Annotated in this window: 11 protein-coding genes and 2 pseudogenes; 7 read left to right on the top strand and 6 right to left on the bottom strand. The window is 56.4% G+C overall.

What is annotated here, in order from left to right:
• Nucleotides 1-124: 124 nt before the first annotated feature.
• From NKH36_RS12180 to NKH36_RS12160, 5 genes and pseudogenes are all read right to left on the bottom strand, one after another.
• Nucleotides 125-1,794, bottom strand: a pseudogene (locus NKH36_RS12180) (ABC transporter ATP-binding protein).
• Complete coding sequence (locus tag NKH36_RS12175) at nucleotides 1,794-2,618, bottom strand: ABC transporter permease (RefSeq protein WP_352960463.1); 825 nt, start codon at nucleotides 2,616-2,618, stop codon at nucleotides 1,794-1,796. The pseudogene NKH36_RS12180 and the gene NKH36_RS12175 overlap by 1 nt, the downstream one beginning before the upstream one ends.
• A 10-nt stretch (nucleotides 2,619-2,628) precedes the next feature.
• Nucleotides 2,629-3,579 carry an ABC transporter permease gene (locus NKH36_RS12170; protein WP_352960461.1) on the bottom strand — a complete coding sequence of 317 codons (951 nt, stop codon included), beginning with the start codon at nucleotides 3,577-3,579 and terminating at the stop codon, nucleotides 2,629-2,631.
• Between the two features lie 2 nt (nucleotides 3,580-3,581).
• Nucleotides 3,582-5,147: an ABC transporter substrate-binding protein gene (locus NKH36_RS12165; protein ID WP_352960459.1), complete on the bottom strand. Its 1,566-nt coding sequence runs from the start codon at nucleotides 5,145-5,147 to the stop codon at nucleotides 3,582-3,584.
• 56 nt (nucleotides 5,148-5,203) lie between these two features.
• Nucleotides 5,204-6,640, bottom strand: a complete 1,437-nt coding sequence (locus tag NKH36_RS12160) for an aminobutyraldehyde dehydrogenase (RefSeq protein WP_352960457.1) — start codon at nucleotides 6,638-6,640, stop codon at nucleotides 5,204-5,206.
• 447 nt (nucleotides 6,641-7,087) lie between these two features.
• Between NKH36_RS12160 and NKH36_RS12155 the strand changes: the two genes are divergently transcribed.
• The 7 genes and pseudogenes from NKH36_RS12155 to NKH36_RS12125 all read left to right on the top strand — a co-directional run bounded on the left by NKH36_RS12155 (nucleotide 7,088) and on the right by NKH36_RS12125 (nucleotide 15,648).
• Nucleotides 7,088-9,142 (top strand): hydantoinase/oxoprolinase family protein, encoded by a 2,055-nt coding sequence (locus tag NKH36_RS12155; RefSeq protein ID WP_352960455.1) that lies wholly within the window; start codon nucleotides 7,088-7,090, stop codon nucleotides 9,140-9,142.
• On the top strand, nucleotides 9,139-10,830 hold the full coding sequence (locus NKH36_RS12150; RefSeq protein WP_352960454.1) for a hydantoinase B/oxoprolinase family protein: 1,692 nt from the start codon (nucleotides 9,139-9,141) through the stop codon (nucleotides 10,828-10,830). The genes NKH36_RS12155 and NKH36_RS12150 overlap by 4 nt, the downstream gene beginning before the upstream one ends.
• Nucleotides 10,827-12,065, top strand: coding sequence for an NAD(P)/FAD-dependent oxidoreductase (locus NKH36_RS12145; RefSeq protein WP_352960452.1), 1,239 nt, complete (start codon nucleotides 10,827-10,829; stop codon nucleotides 12,063-12,065). Before NKH36_RS12150 ends, NKH36_RS12145 begins: the two co-directional genes overlap by 4 nt.
• Before the next feature lie 49 nt (nucleotides 12,066-12,114).
• The gene (locus tag NKH36_RS12140; protein WP_352960450.1) at nucleotides 12,115-13,113 is read left to right on the top strand and encodes a GlxA family transcriptional regulator; all 999 of its coding nucleotides are present in this window, start codon (nucleotides 12,115-12,117) and stop codon (nucleotides 13,111-13,113) included.
• Between the two features lie 185 nt (nucleotides 13,114-13,298).
• Nucleotides 13,299-13,694 (top strand): cupin domain-containing protein, encoded by a 396-nt coding sequence (locus NKH36_RS12135; RefSeq protein ID WP_352960448.1) that lies wholly within the window; start codon nucleotides 13,299-13,301, stop codon nucleotides 13,692-13,694.
• 662 nt (nucleotides 13,695-14,356) lie between these two features.
• Nucleotides 14,357-15,317, top strand: a pseudogene (locus tag NKH36_RS12130) (GlxA family transcriptional regulator).
• A 4-nt stretch (nucleotides 15,318-15,321) separates the two neighbouring features.
• Nucleotides 15,322-15,648: a hypothetical protein gene (locus NKH36_RS12125; protein WP_352960446.1), complete on the top strand. Its 327-nt coding sequence runs from the start codon at nucleotides 15,322-15,324 to the stop codon at nucleotides 15,646-15,648.
• A 157-nt stretch (nucleotides 15,649-15,805) separates the two neighbouring features.
• On the opposite strand, the gene NKH36_RS12120 is transcribed toward NKH36_RS12125, so the two are convergent.
• Nucleotides 15,806-16,264 carry a hypothetical protein gene (locus NKH36_RS12120; protein WP_352960444.1) on the bottom strand — a complete coding sequence of 153 codons (459 nt, stop codon included), beginning with the start codon at nucleotides 16,262-16,264 and terminating at the stop codon, nucleotides 15,806-15,808.
• Nucleotides 16,265-16,278: the final 14 nt, after the last annotated feature.

Below are 16,278 nucleotides of genomic sequence, written 5' to 3'. Positions count from 1 at the left end.
AAAACTTCGTTTGATCCGCACGGGATAGGGGAAGACGACGCGCTTGCATCGGTTCCACGCCATTCAATGCAAGAGGCGCGGCGCGGGGACGTCACAGAACTGCCGGGATCGCCAAGGTTCCATCCTAGTTCCCTGCACTCTCAATCTTCCGCCCAGCGATTGCTCTTTCTAACCAGCCGATTTCCATCTCCGGTACGGACGACAGCAGTAGATCGGTATAGTCATCGAAGGGCGGCGTCAGCACCTGGCTCTTCGCGCTATAGCGCACCACCTCGCCGCGATACATTACGGCGATGGAATCGGCGATCGACTTCACCGTAGCCAGGTCATGGGTGATGAAAAGGTAGGCGACCTGCTCGATCTGCTGGAGATTGAGCAAGAGCTTCAGGATGCCATTGGCCACCAGCGGATCGAGCGCCGACGTCACCTCGTCGCAGATGATCAGCTTGGGCTTGGCCGCGAGCGCGCGGGCGATGCAGACGCGTTGTTTCTGGCCGCCCGACAGTTCGGCAGGATAACGGTCGATGAAGCCCGTGCCCATCTCGATTTCCTCGAGTAGTTCCTTCACCCGCTTGTCACGTTCGGCACCCCTCATCCCGAAATAGAAGGTCAATGGCCGGCCGATGATCGTCCCGACGGTGTGGCGCGGATTCATCGCAACATCGGCCATTTGGTAGACCATCTGCATTTGGCGCAGATCTTCCTTGGTTCGATCCCTAAGCCGGTTAGACAACCTGTGACCATCAAACGTAATTTCCCCCTGCTGGACCGGCAGAAGTCCCGTGATAGCACGCGCCAGCGATGACTTTCCCGAGCCGGACTCGCCAACCACCGCCAGTGTTTGGCCGGGATGGATGTCGACGGACACACTTTTCAGCACCTTGACGATGCCATTTCCATAAGCCGCCGTAACGTTCTTGACTAACAGGATCGGCGCCGGTGTCGGCTGCTTCTCCTCATGCGATATTTGGTGCACCGAGACGAGGGCCTTGGTATACACCTCTTTCGGATCTTTGATGATCTCGTTGGTCGTGCCCCATTCGACCAGCCTGCCATGACGCAGCACCATGATCTCGTCCGAGACCTGGGCAACGACGGCAAGGTCGTGGGTGATGTAGAGCGCGGCGACATGGGTATCGCGGATGGCGTCCTTGATCGCCGCCAGCACGTCGATCTGCGTCGTCACGTCGAGCGCTGTCGTCGGTTCGTCGAAGACGATCAGGTCTGGTTCGGAGCACAGCGCCATCGCCGTCATCACGCGCTGCAACTGGCCGCCCGAGACCTGGTGCGGGAAGCGTTCGCCGATGGTTTCGGGATTTGGCAGGCTGAGCTTCTTGAACAGCGCGACGGCGCGTTTCTCAGCCTCGGCCCGTGTCGCCGTGCCGTGCAGCAGCGTGGCTTCCACCACCTGATCCATCAGCCTGTGCGCCGGGTTGAAGGCGGCGGCGGCCGATTGCGCGACATAGCAGACCTCGCGGCCGCGCAGCTTGCGAAAGCCTTCCTTGCCGCCCTTCAGGATGTCGCGGCCGTTGAGGATCACTTCGCCGCCCGTGATGCGCACGCCGCCGCGGCCATAGCCCATCGACGACAGACCGATCGTCGACTTGCCGGCGCCGGATTCGCCGATCAAGCGAGCACCTTGCCTTTCTCCAGCGTCAGCGAGACATCATGGACAAGGGTGATGGTCTTCGGCGCCTCGCCGGGCGGGTAGACCGTGGCCTCGATACGCAGATTGCGGATATCGAGCAGCACGCCTGGCTTGGGTTGTCCGGGCTTCGCGTTGCTGTCAGCCATCACCCGCGTCCTCCCTTCAGGCTTGTCGTGCGGTTGAGGATCCAGTCGGCGACAAGGTTGACCGAGATGGCGAGCGCCGCGATCGCTCCCGCCGGAATGAGTGCCGCGGCTATGCCGAAGACGATGCCGTCCTTGTTCTCCTTGACCATGCCGCCCCAGTCGGCATCCGGCGGTTGAACGCCAAGGCCGAGGAAGGACAGCGTCGACAGGAACAGCACCGCATAGATGAAGCGCAGGCCGAGTTCCGAAACCAGCGGCGACAGCGCATTGGGCAGGATCTCGCGGAAGATGATCCAGGCGCTGCCTTCGCCGCGCAGCTTGGCCGCCTCGACATAGTCCATCACGTTGATGTCGACGGCGACCGCGCGCGACAGGCGATAGACGCGGGTCGAGTCGAGAATGCCCATGACCAGGATCAGCGTCACAAGGTTCGTCGGCAGCACGGAGAGCACGACCAGGCCCATGATCAGGGTCGGGATCGACATCAGCAGGTCGACGAGGCGCGACAGGATCGTGTCGAACCAGCCGCCGAACACTGCCGCCGAGAAGCCCAGTATGGCGCCGAGCGAGAACGACAGCGCGGTGGCCAGCACCGCGATGAACAGGGTTATACGGGCGCCGTGGATCATGCGCGACAACAGATCGCGTCCGAGATTGTCGGTGCCCAGCCAATGCGCGGCCGACATTGGTTCCCAGACGTCGCCGACGATCTCGGCATTGTCGTGCGGCGAGATCCACGGTGCAAAGATCGCCGCCAGCACGAACAGGGCGGTCAGCACCAGGCCGATCAGGGCGGGGATGGGGATGCGTCTTATATCGAGCATGCCCGCCCCCTCACTTTGGATGTCTGAGACGCGGATTGGCGACGATCGCCCCAATGTCCGCGATGATGTTGAGGCTGATATAGACGGCGGCGAAGATCAGGCCGACCGCCTGCACCACCGGGACGTCGCGCTTGGTGACGTGGTCGACCAGATACTGCCCCATGCCGGGATAGACGAAGATCACCTCGACCACGACGACGCCGACGATGAGATAGGCGAGGTTGAGCATGACGACGTTGATGATCGGCGCGATGGCGTTGGGGAAGGCGTGCTTGCGGATGACGTTGAACGCCGACAGCCCTTTCAGTTCCGCCGTCTCGACATAGGCCGACTGCATGACATTGAGGATCGCCGCGCGCGTCATGCGCATCATGTGGGCGAGCACCACCAGCGTCAGCGAGGTCGCCGGCAGCGCGATCGCCTGCATCCGCTCACCGAACGGCATGCCGTCATAAACAGTCGAGATGCCGGGAAAGATCTGCCACTTCACGGCGAAGAAATAGACGAGCACGTAGCCGATGAAGAATTCCGGGAAGGAGGTCGAGGCGAGCGCCAGTCCGGAGATCAGCTTGTCGACCCAGCCATTGCGGTAGCGCACCGCGATCAGGCCGAGGATGATCGCCAGCGGCACGGCCACAATCGCCGCCCAGAAGGCGAGGAACAGCGTGTTCCACAACCGGCCCTTGATCGATGTCGCGATATCCTGCCCGCTCGACATTGCCGTGCCAAGGTCGCCCGTCAGCACGCCGCCGAGCCAGTGGAAATACCTGACATAGGCCGGGTCGTTCAGCCCGAGCTGCTCGCGCAGATTGGCAAGCGACTCCGGTGTCGCCGATTGTCCCAGAATGGCTTGCGCGACGTCGCCGGGCAGGATCTGGGTGCCGGCGAAGATCAGGACCGAAACGGCCAACAACAGGACGATGCCCAGCGCAATGCGCTGGGCTATCAGTTTCAAGATCATGCTTAGGCCTGGACCCAGCACTTGGATAGAGCGTAGGCTCCCATCATTTCCTGGTTCCCGTCATCGACCCAACCGCCAACCCTTGGCCCAGTCGCGTCAATGAAGTCGTTGAACATTGGAATGATGGCGCCGCCGTCATCACGTACCATTTCATTCATGTCCGCGTAGAGCTTTTCGCGCTTTTCCTGATCCAACTCGCCTCTCGCTGCCAGCAGCATTTTATCGAAGTCATCCCGGAAGAAGCGGGTTTCGTTCCAGTCGGCCTTGGAATAATACAACGTCGAGAACATTTGGTCCTGCGTCGGTCGGCCTGCCCAATAGGATGCGCAAAATGGCTTTTTGTTCCAAACTTCGGCCCAATACCCGTCTCCCGGTTCGCGTCTGATATCAAGCGTAATCCCCGCCTTCGCAGCGCTCTGCTGATAAAGCTGCGCAGCATCGACGGCGCCGGGGAACGCGACGTCGGATGTCCGCAATGTTATCGCTCCATCGTATCCCGACTTTTTGAAGTGAAACTTTGCCTTATCGGGATCGAATGACCGTTGCTCTGCGTCGGTGAAAAATGGATAGGACTTGTTAATTGGGGTGTCGTTGCCAACTGATCCGTAGCCCATTAGGATCTTATCTACCATTTCCTGGCGATCAATTGCGTACTTCAACGCGAGACGAAGATCCTTGTTGTCGAAAGGAGCTGTGTTGCAGTGGGCAGCGAACAAATAATGACCTCTACCCGCTACGTCGCGGATCGTCACCCCAGGTGCACGCTTGATCAAATCGACGACCTTCGGCTCGACGCGGTTGACGACGTCAACGATACCACCCTGTAAGGCCGCCATACGCGCCGAGGAGTCGTTGATGATGATAATTTCGATCCGATCGGCAAAACCGCGATCCGTGCGCCAATAATTGGCAAAACGCTCGCCTACGTGTCGGACCCCCGGCTCGTTGACAGTAAAGTGATATGGGCCAGTTCCGATGCCAGCTGTCGGGTTGTCCTTCCCACCATTTGGCTGGATCATTAGATGGTAGTCGGCCATCAGATATGGAAAATCCGCATTCGGCGCTTTTAATGAAATAACAACGTCCTGATTCACAGCACTTATCTTGTCGATCGCGCCCAAGAGCCCTAGCGCGCCAGATTTGGATTTGGCGTCCGAATGTCGTTCAAGCGTAGCTACCACGTCGGCAGGCGTCATCTCCTTGCCATCGTGAAACTGCACCCCCTTGCGGATCTTGAAAGTCCAAACCATCGCGTCTGGCGAAGACGAGAAAGCTTCTGCGAGAGCAGGCTCTACCTTACCGGATGGCGATACTTCCACCAGTTGCTCCGCCCAATGCCGGCCGAGAAAGGTCGGCACATTGCTAGTCCACACAGCAGGATCAAGACTGTCCGTCGTCGCGCCACCTACCATACCCGCCTTAAGCGTCCCTCCTCGCAGGGGGCCAGCGGACGCGATGCTTGGCAACGCTGCACATATCACGGCTGACGCTCCCAGCACCGCAGACGTTTTAAGGAACTGCCTGCGCGTTGAGCCATGGACGATTTCATTTGGAAACTTACTAGTCATTGCATTCCCCTTTTTTACTTTGATTACGAGAACACGCTCGGTGGCGTCTTCAAACTTTAGGCAAACTTAACCATTGCATGCTTGATTTGCGTGTAATCCTCCAGCGAGTATGGGGACAGGTCTTTGCCGTATCCGGACTGCTTGAAGCCTCCCCAAGGCATCTCCGACACAAAAGGTAGGTGATCGTTGACCCACACTGTTCCAAAATTCAGGTTCCTGATGGACGAGTGAGCGCGCGCTACATCCCGTGTCCAAACCGACGCAGCCAGTCCGTAAGAGACATCGTTCGCCAACTTGATGGCTTCGGCCTCGGTGCTAAACTTCTGCAGTGTGACGACCGGTCCAAACACCTCATTTTGAATGATCTGGTCCGATTGAGAGACGCCCGCTATTAAGGTGGGAGCAACGAAAAATCCCCGCTGTTGCGCAACGCTTGTTCCGCCCACAAGAATGTTCTTGGGATCTACCCGGTCGATAAATCCGTGAATGCGGTTCCGTTGTTCGCGAGAGATAACTGGTCCCATGGCGATGCTTTCGTCGCCCACGGGATTGCCGTACGCTACGGATGACAACTCAGTTCCCAAGAGATCAAGAAGCTTTGTGTAAACGCCTTCCGAGGCGATGATCCGGCAGGGAGAGCCGCACTCCTGGCCGGAATTCCAAAGCCCCATGATTCTGACCGTAGAGGCGACGAGGGACAGGTCGGCGTCACCAAAAACCAAAACGGGGGCTTTGCCGCCCAGTTCAAGGTGTACGCGCTTAAAGCTGTTGGCCGCAGACGCTGCAACATGCTTTCCCGATCGACCACTGCCTGTCAGTGCAACCATGTCGATATCGGAGTGCGAGGAAATCGAAGACCCTACAGGATCCCCCTCTCCACAGATGATATTCAGCACGCCATCCGGAAGCAGACCTTTGCATAGCTCTGCCATCACAAAAGTCGTTACTGGAGTGAGTTCGGACGGTTTAAGAACGATCGTATTTCCGGCCGCCAATGCCGGGGCAATCTTCCAGATAGCCATCATTAAAGGGTAGTTCCAAGGAACAATCTGCCCGATGACGCCAATAGGCTCGCGACGGATCATCGATGTATAGCCGCGAAGATACTCACCAGCGGACTTGCCTTCGAGAACCCTTGCAGCGCCTGCAAAGAACTTGAGATTATCGATTGCAATGTCGACTTCGCCTTTAGCCATCGCTAAGGGCTTGCCAACATTCAACATCTCAAGCTGAGCTAGGCGGTCCTTGCCTTCGCTGAGGCGGCTACCCAACTCGAGTAGGATGTTGGAACGTTCTGACGGCGTCGTATCCCGCCAATCCTTGAATGCGTCCCTCGCCCGCTTCGCAGCAATCTCAACATCAGCGGCGCCTGACTGAGGGGCGGAAGCAATAATCGTCTCATCGGAAGGATTGATAATTTCGTAACGTTCGCCGCTCACTGCTTCAACAAATTCACCGCCGATGAAGTTGCGAAGGTATTCTCTATTATTCATGTGGGATCCCTCTCTCGCTCTATTTTTGGTGTCAGTCAGTTTAGTCGATCCAGACATGACTTCCCCCGACGCTGCCTCAGATCAAACGTTGGCCGCCCCGCTTGAACTTTGTAAAATGAGCTACCTGCAAACCCTTCGATAGGGAGGTACTGACAGGCATAGCCGCTATCTCCTGTTCAAGTCAGGGATATTCGGCGCGCTGAACCAGGTGGGGAACTTAGTAAATTGCCATTTTATGGAATTATATGGACATAGCTACTGCGTCGACGCGCGGACGCAGTTCCGCAGCAGGGACCTATTGAGCTCGGACATGGCGGCACGTCGCACTGTCGTGTTGACCAGATTCCGCTATCGAATGGCCAGAATCGTGCTGTCGCTCACTGCAGGATCGGAAATCATAGCGTAACCCAAATTTCTTGGGGCGCTGCAATCAGGTTCGGGACTATTATGGCACAGAAGCAATTTCGGGTCGGCGTTGACGTCGGCGGAACGTTCACCGATCTCTCGCTCATAGATGAAGATACGGGCGAAGTTTACAATTTCAAAACTCCCTCAACGCCTCATGACCCGTCAGAGGCGATCGAGAATGGATTAAAGCAGGTGATTGCGGCAGGTGTCGATCCTGCCACCATTGCCCACTTCGGGCACGGCACAACCGTCGCGACCAATATGATAATCGAGCGGAAGGGGACTCTGACCGGCCTTATCACAACAAAGGGTTTCAGAGACACCTTGGAGATTGCCCGTCAGCAGCGGCCGCATCTTTACGACTATTCTATCCACAGACCTGCTCCTTTGGTGGAACGTTGGTTAAGGCTTGAGATCGCCGAGCGGTTTACTGCGGATGGCGACGAGATAATCCCCCTCGACGAGGACGCGGTACGCGCGGCCGCGGCCAAATTCCGGGAGGCGGGCGTAGCCGCAGTTGCAGTCTGCTTCGTCCACGCCTATCGGTTCGACGGGCACGAAAAGCGGGCCGGAGAAATTCTTCAGCAGGAACTACCCAACGTTCCAATTTCCCTGAGCTCCGACGTGCAGCCGGAATTCCGCGAATTTGAACGTTTTTCTACCACCGTTATGAACTCGTACCTGACGCCTAAGATGGCCGGTTATCTCGATCGTCTCATGCGGCGGACTCAGGCATTAGGCATCCGCGCCGTTCCGCACACGGTACATTCAAACGGGGGCCTGATGTCGATGGACACCGCTAAGGCATACCCTGTCCGTACATGCTTGTCCGGTCCAGCAGCGGGAGTTGTTGGATCTGCGCAGGTAACCTTAGCCGCAGGCTTTCCCAACGCGGTGACCTTTGACGTCGGAGGAACTTCCACAGATGTCTCCTTGATCCTTAACGGGAGAGGAGCGTACACGCCGCTTCGGGAGGTAGCGGGCTATCCTGTTCGCTGCCCTATGGTCGATGTCCATGTCATCGGCGCCGGCGGCGGATCTATAGCATGGGTTGACGATGCTGGAGCACTCAAGGCAGGCCCTCATTCAGCTGGGGCAGTGCCAGGTCCAGTGGGATACATGCTCGGAGGCACCGAGCCGACCATAACCGATGCTAATCTTCACATGGGACGGCTGAATCCTGTTGCTCTCCTCAACGGTGCCATGCCAGTCGACCAAGCAGCAGCCAAAGGGGCAATAGCGGATATCGCAGCGAAGATAGGTGCCTCGGCCGACGAGACAGCTGATGGCATCCTGCGTATTGCAGTGGCAAATATGGCGCGCGCTATCCGGTCGATTTCGGTCGAGCGCGGCTGCGACCTGAAGGACTTCGCTCTGGTCGCCTTTGGTGGGGCGGGTCCATTGCATGCGACCTTCGTGGCGGACGAGGTGGGCATTCCCACCGTGCTCGTGCCTGAGGCGCCAGGAACGATGTGTGCTCGCGGGGTGCTGCTTTCGGACGTTTCGCGCAGTTTTGTTAAGTCACACGTGATCGCATTGTCCGAGGAAAGCTGGGGGGAAGTCCTTAAGGAAGCCGCGCGACTGACCGCTGAAGCAGAAGAGTGGTTGGTCAGCGAAGGAGTTCCGGATCAGCTGAGACAATACATACGAGTAATTGAAGCCCGGTACATCGGACAGAACTTCGAAGTTCGCGTAGAGGCAGACACGGACGACAAAGAAGCCTTCATTCGCGCCTTCTACCATGTAAACGATGACGTTTATGGCTACCACGTTGAAGATCGTGATATCGAGATTGTCAATGCGCGCGTCGAAGCAATCGGAAAAATAGCGAACCCGCTTGAAGAGCCGCCGGTGGTCACCTCTACCGTCGAGGACGCAACACTTGGCACGAGGTCCGTGCACATGGGCGACGACAATGGCGGGTGGACTGAGGCAGTGGTGTTCGACCGCGCTCGCCTCCCGGTCGACGCGACGATTAGTGGCCCTGCCATTATCGAAGAACTTACGGCCACAACGGTCCTACCTGCCACCTGGACCGCGAGAGTCGACAATTGGCGCAACATCATTCTGACCCGGAAAAGGCTGGACGCATGACTGAGATCAATGCAATTGACATGGAAGTATTCAACAATCGCCTTTTGTCGATAACCGACGAAGTCATGAATACTCTCATCCGCTCTTCGTTCTCGACGAACATCAAGGAGCGCAAAGACGCTTCCGTGGCGATCTTCGACAAGAAGGGCCGGCTTATTTGCCAGGCTCTCTACATTCCGATGCTTCTGTCTGGCGTGATGGGAGGCGTTGAAACGCTGCTAAAAACCCGCAAGTTGGAGGATATTCGTGAGGGTGATGTGTTCATATGCAATGACGTCTACCTCGCTGGCGGTTCCCACAATAATGACATTGCGATCATCACCCCAGTATTCATTGACGACAAGATTGAATATTTCATTGGCAACATTGGTCACCATTCGGACGTTGGGGGAGTTATCCCTGGTTCCACGGACCACATCCTGACAAGTGTATTTGCTGAAGGGATTCGCATCCCTCATGTTCGGATCGTGCGGGAAGGTCAACTTGATGAAGATCTCCTCTACATGATCGCCCACAATACGCGCGATCCTATGGAGCGAATTCTCGATCTCAAGGTACAAATTGCTGCAAATAGCCAAGGTGCGGAGAGTCTGCGCAAGCTGTCGAGCGGACACGGCCTTGCACGTGTACAGAAAAGCATGGCCGATCTTCTGACGTACACCGAGCGGCGGATGCGCCAGCGGCTGCAAGAGCTACCAAATGGTGAGTACAGATCTATTGCCTGGACTGACGATGAAGGCGTCCCCGGTCCGCGGAAGAAAATCTGCCTTACGGTTCGAATTCTAGATGGCGACCTTACCTTAGACTTCGAAGGCACAGACACACAAGCCAAAGGCGCTATCAATATGGGCCAGTATCCTCTCTTGGCTGCAGCCTTCTGCGGTATCAATATGATGGTTGATCCGAGCATTCCTGCAAACTTTGGTATGTTTCAACCTGTTCGTATCAACGCGCCAGTGGGAACAATCTTAAATCCGAAGTTTCCAGCAGCTATTGGCAACCGCGAATATACCGCGCAACGCGTTGTTCGTGCAATCACTCTTGCCTTTGCACAGGTACTGCCTCGAGATCGTGCAGTCGCTCCATCGGCCGATATTAACACTGGGATGGCATTTTACGGGATGCGTAAGTCCGGTGAGCCCTTTGTTTACGTCGAAACCGTAGCGGGCGGCGTAGGCGCCACGCTTCATAAGGATGGCATGCACGGAACGCAGGTGGGGACCACCAATACTTCAAACACTCCAGCAGAGTCACTGGAAATCGAATTCCCGCTTATCGTCCGTGAATATGGTCTTGCCACGGACACCGTCGGCCCCGGTAGAACCCAGGGAGGTGCTGCCATAATCCGGGACATCGGCTCGCTAGTGGACGGGGTGTCGGTCTCGACGAAGGCCGACGGCAAAAAGAGCCCCGCCCCGGGCATCTTCGGGGGTGGGGATGGTGGGCGCTCCTCGCTCGAATATCATCGAGCCGATGGAGAAGTCGAAGAACTTGAAATGTTCGTCGTTGACAGGATCATGGCTAAGGGCGACGCCGTTCGACTTATTTCGCCGGGTGGCGCTGGATTCGGCCCGCCCGAAGAACGCTCGCGAACTGAAGTTAACTGCAGTGTACGGGATGGTTTCATCTCGCGTGGCTTCGCTGACGAGCACTATCCGGAGTCAGCCTCTAGGGCGGCCGCTCAATGAAGGCCCAGTATGACGCCGTAGTGGTGGGTGGCGGCATTGTTGGTACGACGGCCGCTTACTATCTCGCCAAGGCTGGTAAGCGCGTTGCCCTTTTGGAGAAAGGGCGGATAGCGGGAGAGCAATCCAGCCGTAACTGGGGGGCTGTTCGGAGCCAAGGGCGGGATCCGAGCGAGATTCCGATGATGCTCGACTGCCTTGACATCTGGAGAGGCATCGAAAAGGAGCTGGGCGAAAGCGTCGACTGGCGACAGCAGGGACAGATGCGGGTCATCTACGACAAAGGGATGAGGGAACGATCTGAAGCTTTCCTTCCCATAGCTAAGGAGTTCGGTCTCACGACCGAACTCCTTACCAGGGGCCAAGTTGGTGACTTGCTGCCACATTTTGATGCCAGCAAATGCGACGGAGCCATGTTCACACCAACAGATGGGAATGCGGAGCCCGAAAAGGCGGCACCAGCCTTCGCGCGAGGGGCTGCGAGAAACGGCGCTGTCATTATGGACTACACTGCGGTCAAGGCGATCGAGACCACAAACGGGGCGGTGTGTGCAGTGGAAACAGAGCAGGGTCGACTAGAATGCGAGACAATCCTCCTAGCATCCGGAGCGTGGACTAGTCGCCTTTTGAAACCTCTTGGCGTCTTCCACCCCAGCCTGTGGATACGCGGCTCTGTGGGCCGAACAGGTGTGCTTCCTATTGAAATACGGAAGCTCGTCGTTTGGGGCAAGTGCGCCTATCGTCAACGTCCCGACGGCCGCTTGAATATTGCAGTTGCAGAAGATGGCTTCCATGATCTCATGCTGGAAAGCCTGACCACTGGCTTCAGGTTTCTACCGCTTGCACGACGCAACTGGCGAAATGTTCGGTTCAGTATTGGCAAACCGCTGCTGCAGAGCCTCACAGGAGAGTTTTCCGACTTCACAACTCATCGCACCCTTGATCCTAAACCCGACTTGAGGGGCCTTTGGAAGGCAGCTAGACTTTTCCTGGAGGAATATCCTGGGGCTGGCCCTATTTCCTATGATCGAGCGTGGGCTGGTTACATTGACTACATGCCTGACGAGCTGCCGGTCCTGGATGAATTGCAGCACCCGAGTGGTCTGTTCGTCGCTGCAGGTCTGAGTGGCCACGGCTTTGGCATAGGGCCGATCATCGGAAAGACAATGTGCGACTTGATTGTTATGGGACGTAGTAGCTACGATCTAACCCCGTTCAGCTCTCGCCGTTTCATCTAGGTTGCGAATGGAAAACCGTCTTCAGACAGAGCTAACGAATAAGAGCACCATGGTTGATGTCGTCTTAGCGGATGGCTTCTCTATGTTGACAGCTACTCTCTTTCTTGAAGCGTTGCGGTTTGCCAACCTGGTCCATCGCCGGAGGGCTTTCGACTGGAAGATCAGAGGGGTTCAGTCTGGTTCACCCCGCGCTAGTAATGGCTTCACCTTAGAAGCTCAGTCGCAAATTGACGGGCTTGTTGCGCCCGCTGAAATTGTTTTTTTGAATGTATCTTACTTTCCCGAGGAGGCTCGGTCTGACAAGCTCTTTAACTGGCTGCGAGCTGCTCATCGGCATGGCGCGTGGATACTTGCGGTCGATACTGCGCCTTTGCTACTTGCCGAGGCAGGCTTACTAATGGGCAAGCGGGCTACAATCCATTGGGATGACCTTGAAAGCGCGCGAGAGCTCTTTCCGGACGTCGACTTTCGCGGCTCTGGCATTGAACGAAGCGGGCGAATTTTTACCTGCTGTGGCGGTATGGCCGTACTGGATATGATGCTCGAATTTTTATCTGAATTTGAAAGTGAGGAAGTAGCGCAACTTGTTCGGCAACATTTCTTTCTCAAAGACGCCGATACCAGTCTCCTGGTTCGCGACAAGCGGCTGTTCGCAGCTGTGGATGCAATGCGCCAGGCAACATCCGTCGTCCTCCCACTAGAGGACATTGCCGCGCGGGCTAACATATCTTTCAGGCAAATGCATCGCAAATTTGAAGCCGAATTTGGAGTTTCGCCGGGAAAGTTTTACACTGCGTTACGGCTACAGAAAGCTCAGTCGCTGCTGCTGAATTCTGCCTTTCCTCTCTCTGACATAGCAGTTGCGTGCGGATACTCGTCGGCGTCGTGGTTTGGCAAGGCCTACAAGTCGTTCTATGGAATTACACCATTGGAAGAACGCGTGCGACTCGCTGCGGGCAAATCCCGTTCCGTCAACCGTTTGGCGATGTTTTTTCAGCCCAGTGCCTCGTTGATCGTCAACGTCATCGGTCAGAGCGTTCCTCTCTGATCTTTGGCAGAATAATCCCACTAGCTGGCCGGCTATCTCGTATTCCCGAACGTGAGCATAAGAAACACTCGTTCGGATCGATCGCGAACGCCTACACGCGCCCGTCGGGCGCTAAACAGTTCGTGCTCGCCAAATCTACCGTCCTAGCCCTCATCTTGCGCTAGGAAATTGCAAAGGAGCTTAGCATGTCAAATCTTCGTGTTATCCGTCTCTCACCCAACGGGGACGATGTCCAAGGCCTTTCTGATTGGGAAAATATCCCGGCTCACCGTGTGCTTGCGGGGAAAGAAGCAAAGGTTCGCAGACACAAGTTTTTTGGCGGCGATCGATCAGGGGGACAGGTACGCGTCGGGGTTTCGGAAGCTACTGCGTACAGCGAGAAGATCGATAACTATCCGAAGGACGAGTTCATGCATGTGATCGAAGGATCCGTCACCATCATCCATCATGACGGACGGGAAGAAACGTTCGTGGCTGGAGATAGCTTCTTCATGCCTTCTGGATTCAACGGCGTCTGGAAGCAGACTGAGACTATAAAGAAATACTTTATGGTTTTTGATGCTTCCGTCGGGACTGAATGATCGAATAGAAGCGCGGGGTCGGACGCCTGGCATCTGCATCGATAAACAATCTGGCATCGACCCCGCAGCAGTTCGGTATTGCAGCCCTCGCAGAACCGATGTGTTCGTCCCCAGTCTGTCGCTGTTCGCTTTAGCGGTGGTAACTGGCCCAATTGCACGTCTTACTTGCTGTTCCGTGCCGGTGGCGTCTGTCATCATCGCGAATTCTTGGCAGGAGCTTTTGCGCAGGTGAGGTGCGCATTCGGAAGAAAGCTCTGAAGTTAGGGGAATTCGCGACAAATCAGGGGACGCGGCTTGGTCGTCTCGATAGCCGAGTTCAAGAACGGGACGCGAACCATGCGCGAAAATCAGATTCATTCGACGGTGGAAAGCGAGGCGATTATTGAACTTCGTCATGCAATGCATCGGCGACTGGAACTCTCGAACCGCGAGGACGGAAACGCAGCAGTTGATTAAGTCGATGCTCGATCGTTTCGGGATACCAGATGCACGGACGTTCCAAGGAAACATCATAGGGAGGGCTCTCGGGAAGGGCTAGCAATCCGGACTGCATACCCCGACGTTCGCCGTTTCCGATAACATCGACCCACAACTGAGCTCACCATTCGGTACTGTTTAGATTTGCTGAACCGACATTGACGTGCTGACAAGGACCGCGCCGGATGCAAGAGTCAAAATTGACTGTAGGCTTTATCCTATCCCGGTCCTTCACTCTTTCGGCCTTTGCCTTGTTTGTGGATACACTTCGCCTAGCGAGTGATGTTCTGGATAAATCCGGACGTGTTTTCGCCGACTGGGAGGTGCTGGCGAACATAAGGAACCCGATCATCTCGAGCTGCGGCGTCGAGGTGACCCCTACCTCCCGGTTCACGGATCCTACCAAATTCAACTACATAGTTGTGGTAGGGGGTCTTCTCAGAGTGGCGGAACCTGTTGATGCTGCGACCATAGATTATCTAAAGCAGGCTGGTAACGCTCGGATCCCGTTAATCGGCATATGCACGGGAACATTCATATTAGCGGAAGCCGGCCTCTTGCGTGGCCATAGCACCTGTGTGAGCTGGCTCCATTGCCGAGTTCCAGATGCGATTCCCGGATCAACAGGCGCGTCCAGATCGCCTATTCCATTTAGATCGGCGGAGAGGCTCATGTGTTGGTGGCAGTGGTGTCGCCGACATGGCCGCAACAATAGTGAGGCGACACATCAACGCGAGGGCGGAACGGAACGCCCTGAACTTTCTTCAGATCGACAGAGCAAGACCGGCTTCTCACGTACAAGTTGGAAGTCCGCCGCTTTATGGCGGCACTGATCAGCGGATTAAGGCAGCTCTCATTTTCATGGAAAGCTACACCGAACATGCCGTACCGATTTCGCGGTTGGCTGCGGAGATCGGCTTATCCAGACGCCAGCTCGAACGCCTTTTCCATACAAAACTGCACTCTTCACCCGCGGCGGTTTACCGGATAGTGCGCTTGGAGCGTGCAAAACGGCTCGTTCTTGAGACGCAAGCACCGATGCTTGAAATTGCAATCGAGACAGGCTTCGACAACCCATCACACTTTTCGCGATCGTTCCGGGAGTACTTCGGGTATCCCCCAAGCCGCCTAAGGCTGGCAGCTTGAGTCGGTGGAATCCTCCAAATTCCTTCAGGTGCCGGAGGTTCTGCGGCGACACCGAGGGATTTTTCATCAAAGTTCCTATGCTGACGGCCTCAACCAGGTTGTGCAGGTCGCTCGCATGGTGTTCGTCGAAATTCGAAATAATGAGTTTGTCGATTTGGGTAAGCCCCGGGCGGCAGATAGGTCGACGGCCGCCAATTGGTGGTCGAGTTGTGGCCGCATCAATCAGGATGTGCCTGTTGGTGCTGGTGACGATATGCGAGCACTGTCCGTGCTCGAAATCGAAAATCCTGAGGTCCATGGGTCAGTTGCCCGTGCTCGCGGCATCGCGTAGGGCGGCAGCAACGAGCTCTTGCGTCTCGTTAGGTCGGCTCGACCGCCCCATCGTCTGATGATATTGCACGGGAAGCCCCTGAACTTTTCTGAAACGCCCGGGGGCGGCGCCCCAGGTCAGACCATAGCGGCTTCGCTCGCCTGCTCTCTCGGCGCACTCACTTGTGCGGCATGCAATAGACGCCCTCGGATTCCATGAGTACCGCGCCGCCCTTCAACTCACTCAGTGCGCCGACCCACGCTTCCGAATAAGTGCGGCTGGCATCCACGGCCGTCAGCCAAAGAACGCGATTGTCGGCCAGTTCGACTTTAACTTCCTGCTGCAAAGGGCTTGCCTGCACGGTCTGTTGATAGTGGCGTTTGATCCTGACATTGCTGGCCGGGAACTCAGCTTCGTTGCTGCCGTAGTTCAGTACAAATCCGGTGTGGTCCTCAGCCACTGAGCAACTGCCATCACGCTCACACACGATTTTGGCAGCGGTCTTGCAGTCCCACTTCAGTGAAGTGGGCCACATAGGATTGTCCATACTTGATCGCGGCTTGTCGCTCTGACCAGCCGCCGTCAACACTGCGCCTGTGTTCATAATCACAGTGGACAGGAGAAGCGCCTTGAACACTACAAACCTCCCTG

Origin of the sequence: Mesorhizobium sp. M1312 (assembly GCF_040318115.1) — a bacterium.
GTDB lineage: Bacteria > Pseudomonadota > Alphaproteobacteria > Rhizobiales > Rhizobiaceae > Mesorhizobium.
This window is presented reverse-complemented; position numbering and strand designations above follow the sequence as displayed.

Coding starts and splice junctions, on each gene's coding strand:
- NKH36_RS12170 (WP_352960461.1), bottom strand. CDS start 3,579: ATGATCTTGAAACTGATAGCCCAGCGCATTGCGCTGGGCATCGTCCTG.
- NKH36_RS12160 (WP_352960457.1), bottom strand. CDS start 6,640: ATGAATAATAGAGAATACCTTCGCAACTTCATCGGCGGTGAATTTGTT.
- NKH36_RS12155 (WP_352960455.1), top strand. CDS start 7,088: ATGGCACAGAAGCAATTTCGGGTCGGCGTTGACGTCGGCGGAACGTTC.
- NKH36_RS12140 (WP_352960450.1), top strand. CDS start 12,115: ATGGTTGATGTCGTCTTAGCGGATGGCTTCTCTATGTTGACAGCTACT.
- NKH36_RS12135 (WP_352960448.1), top strand. CDS start 13,299: ATGTCAAATCTTCGTGTTATCCGTCTCTCACCCAACGGGGACGATGTC.
- NKH36_RS12165 (WP_352960459.1), bottom strand. CDS start 5,147: ATGACTAGTAAGTTTCCAAATGAAATCGTCCATGGCTCAACGCGCAGG.
- NKH36_RS12150 (WP_352960454.1), top strand. CDS start 9,139: ATGACTGAGATCAATGCAATTGACATGGAAGTATTCAACAATCGCCTT.
- NKH36_RS12145 (WP_352960452.1), top strand. CDS start 10,827: ATGAAGGCCCAGTATGACGCCGTAGTGGTGGGTGGCGGCATTGTTGGT.
- NKH36_RS12175 (WP_352960463.1), bottom strand. CDS start 2,618: ATGCTCGATATAAGACGCATCCCCATCCCCGCCCTGATCGGCCTGGTG.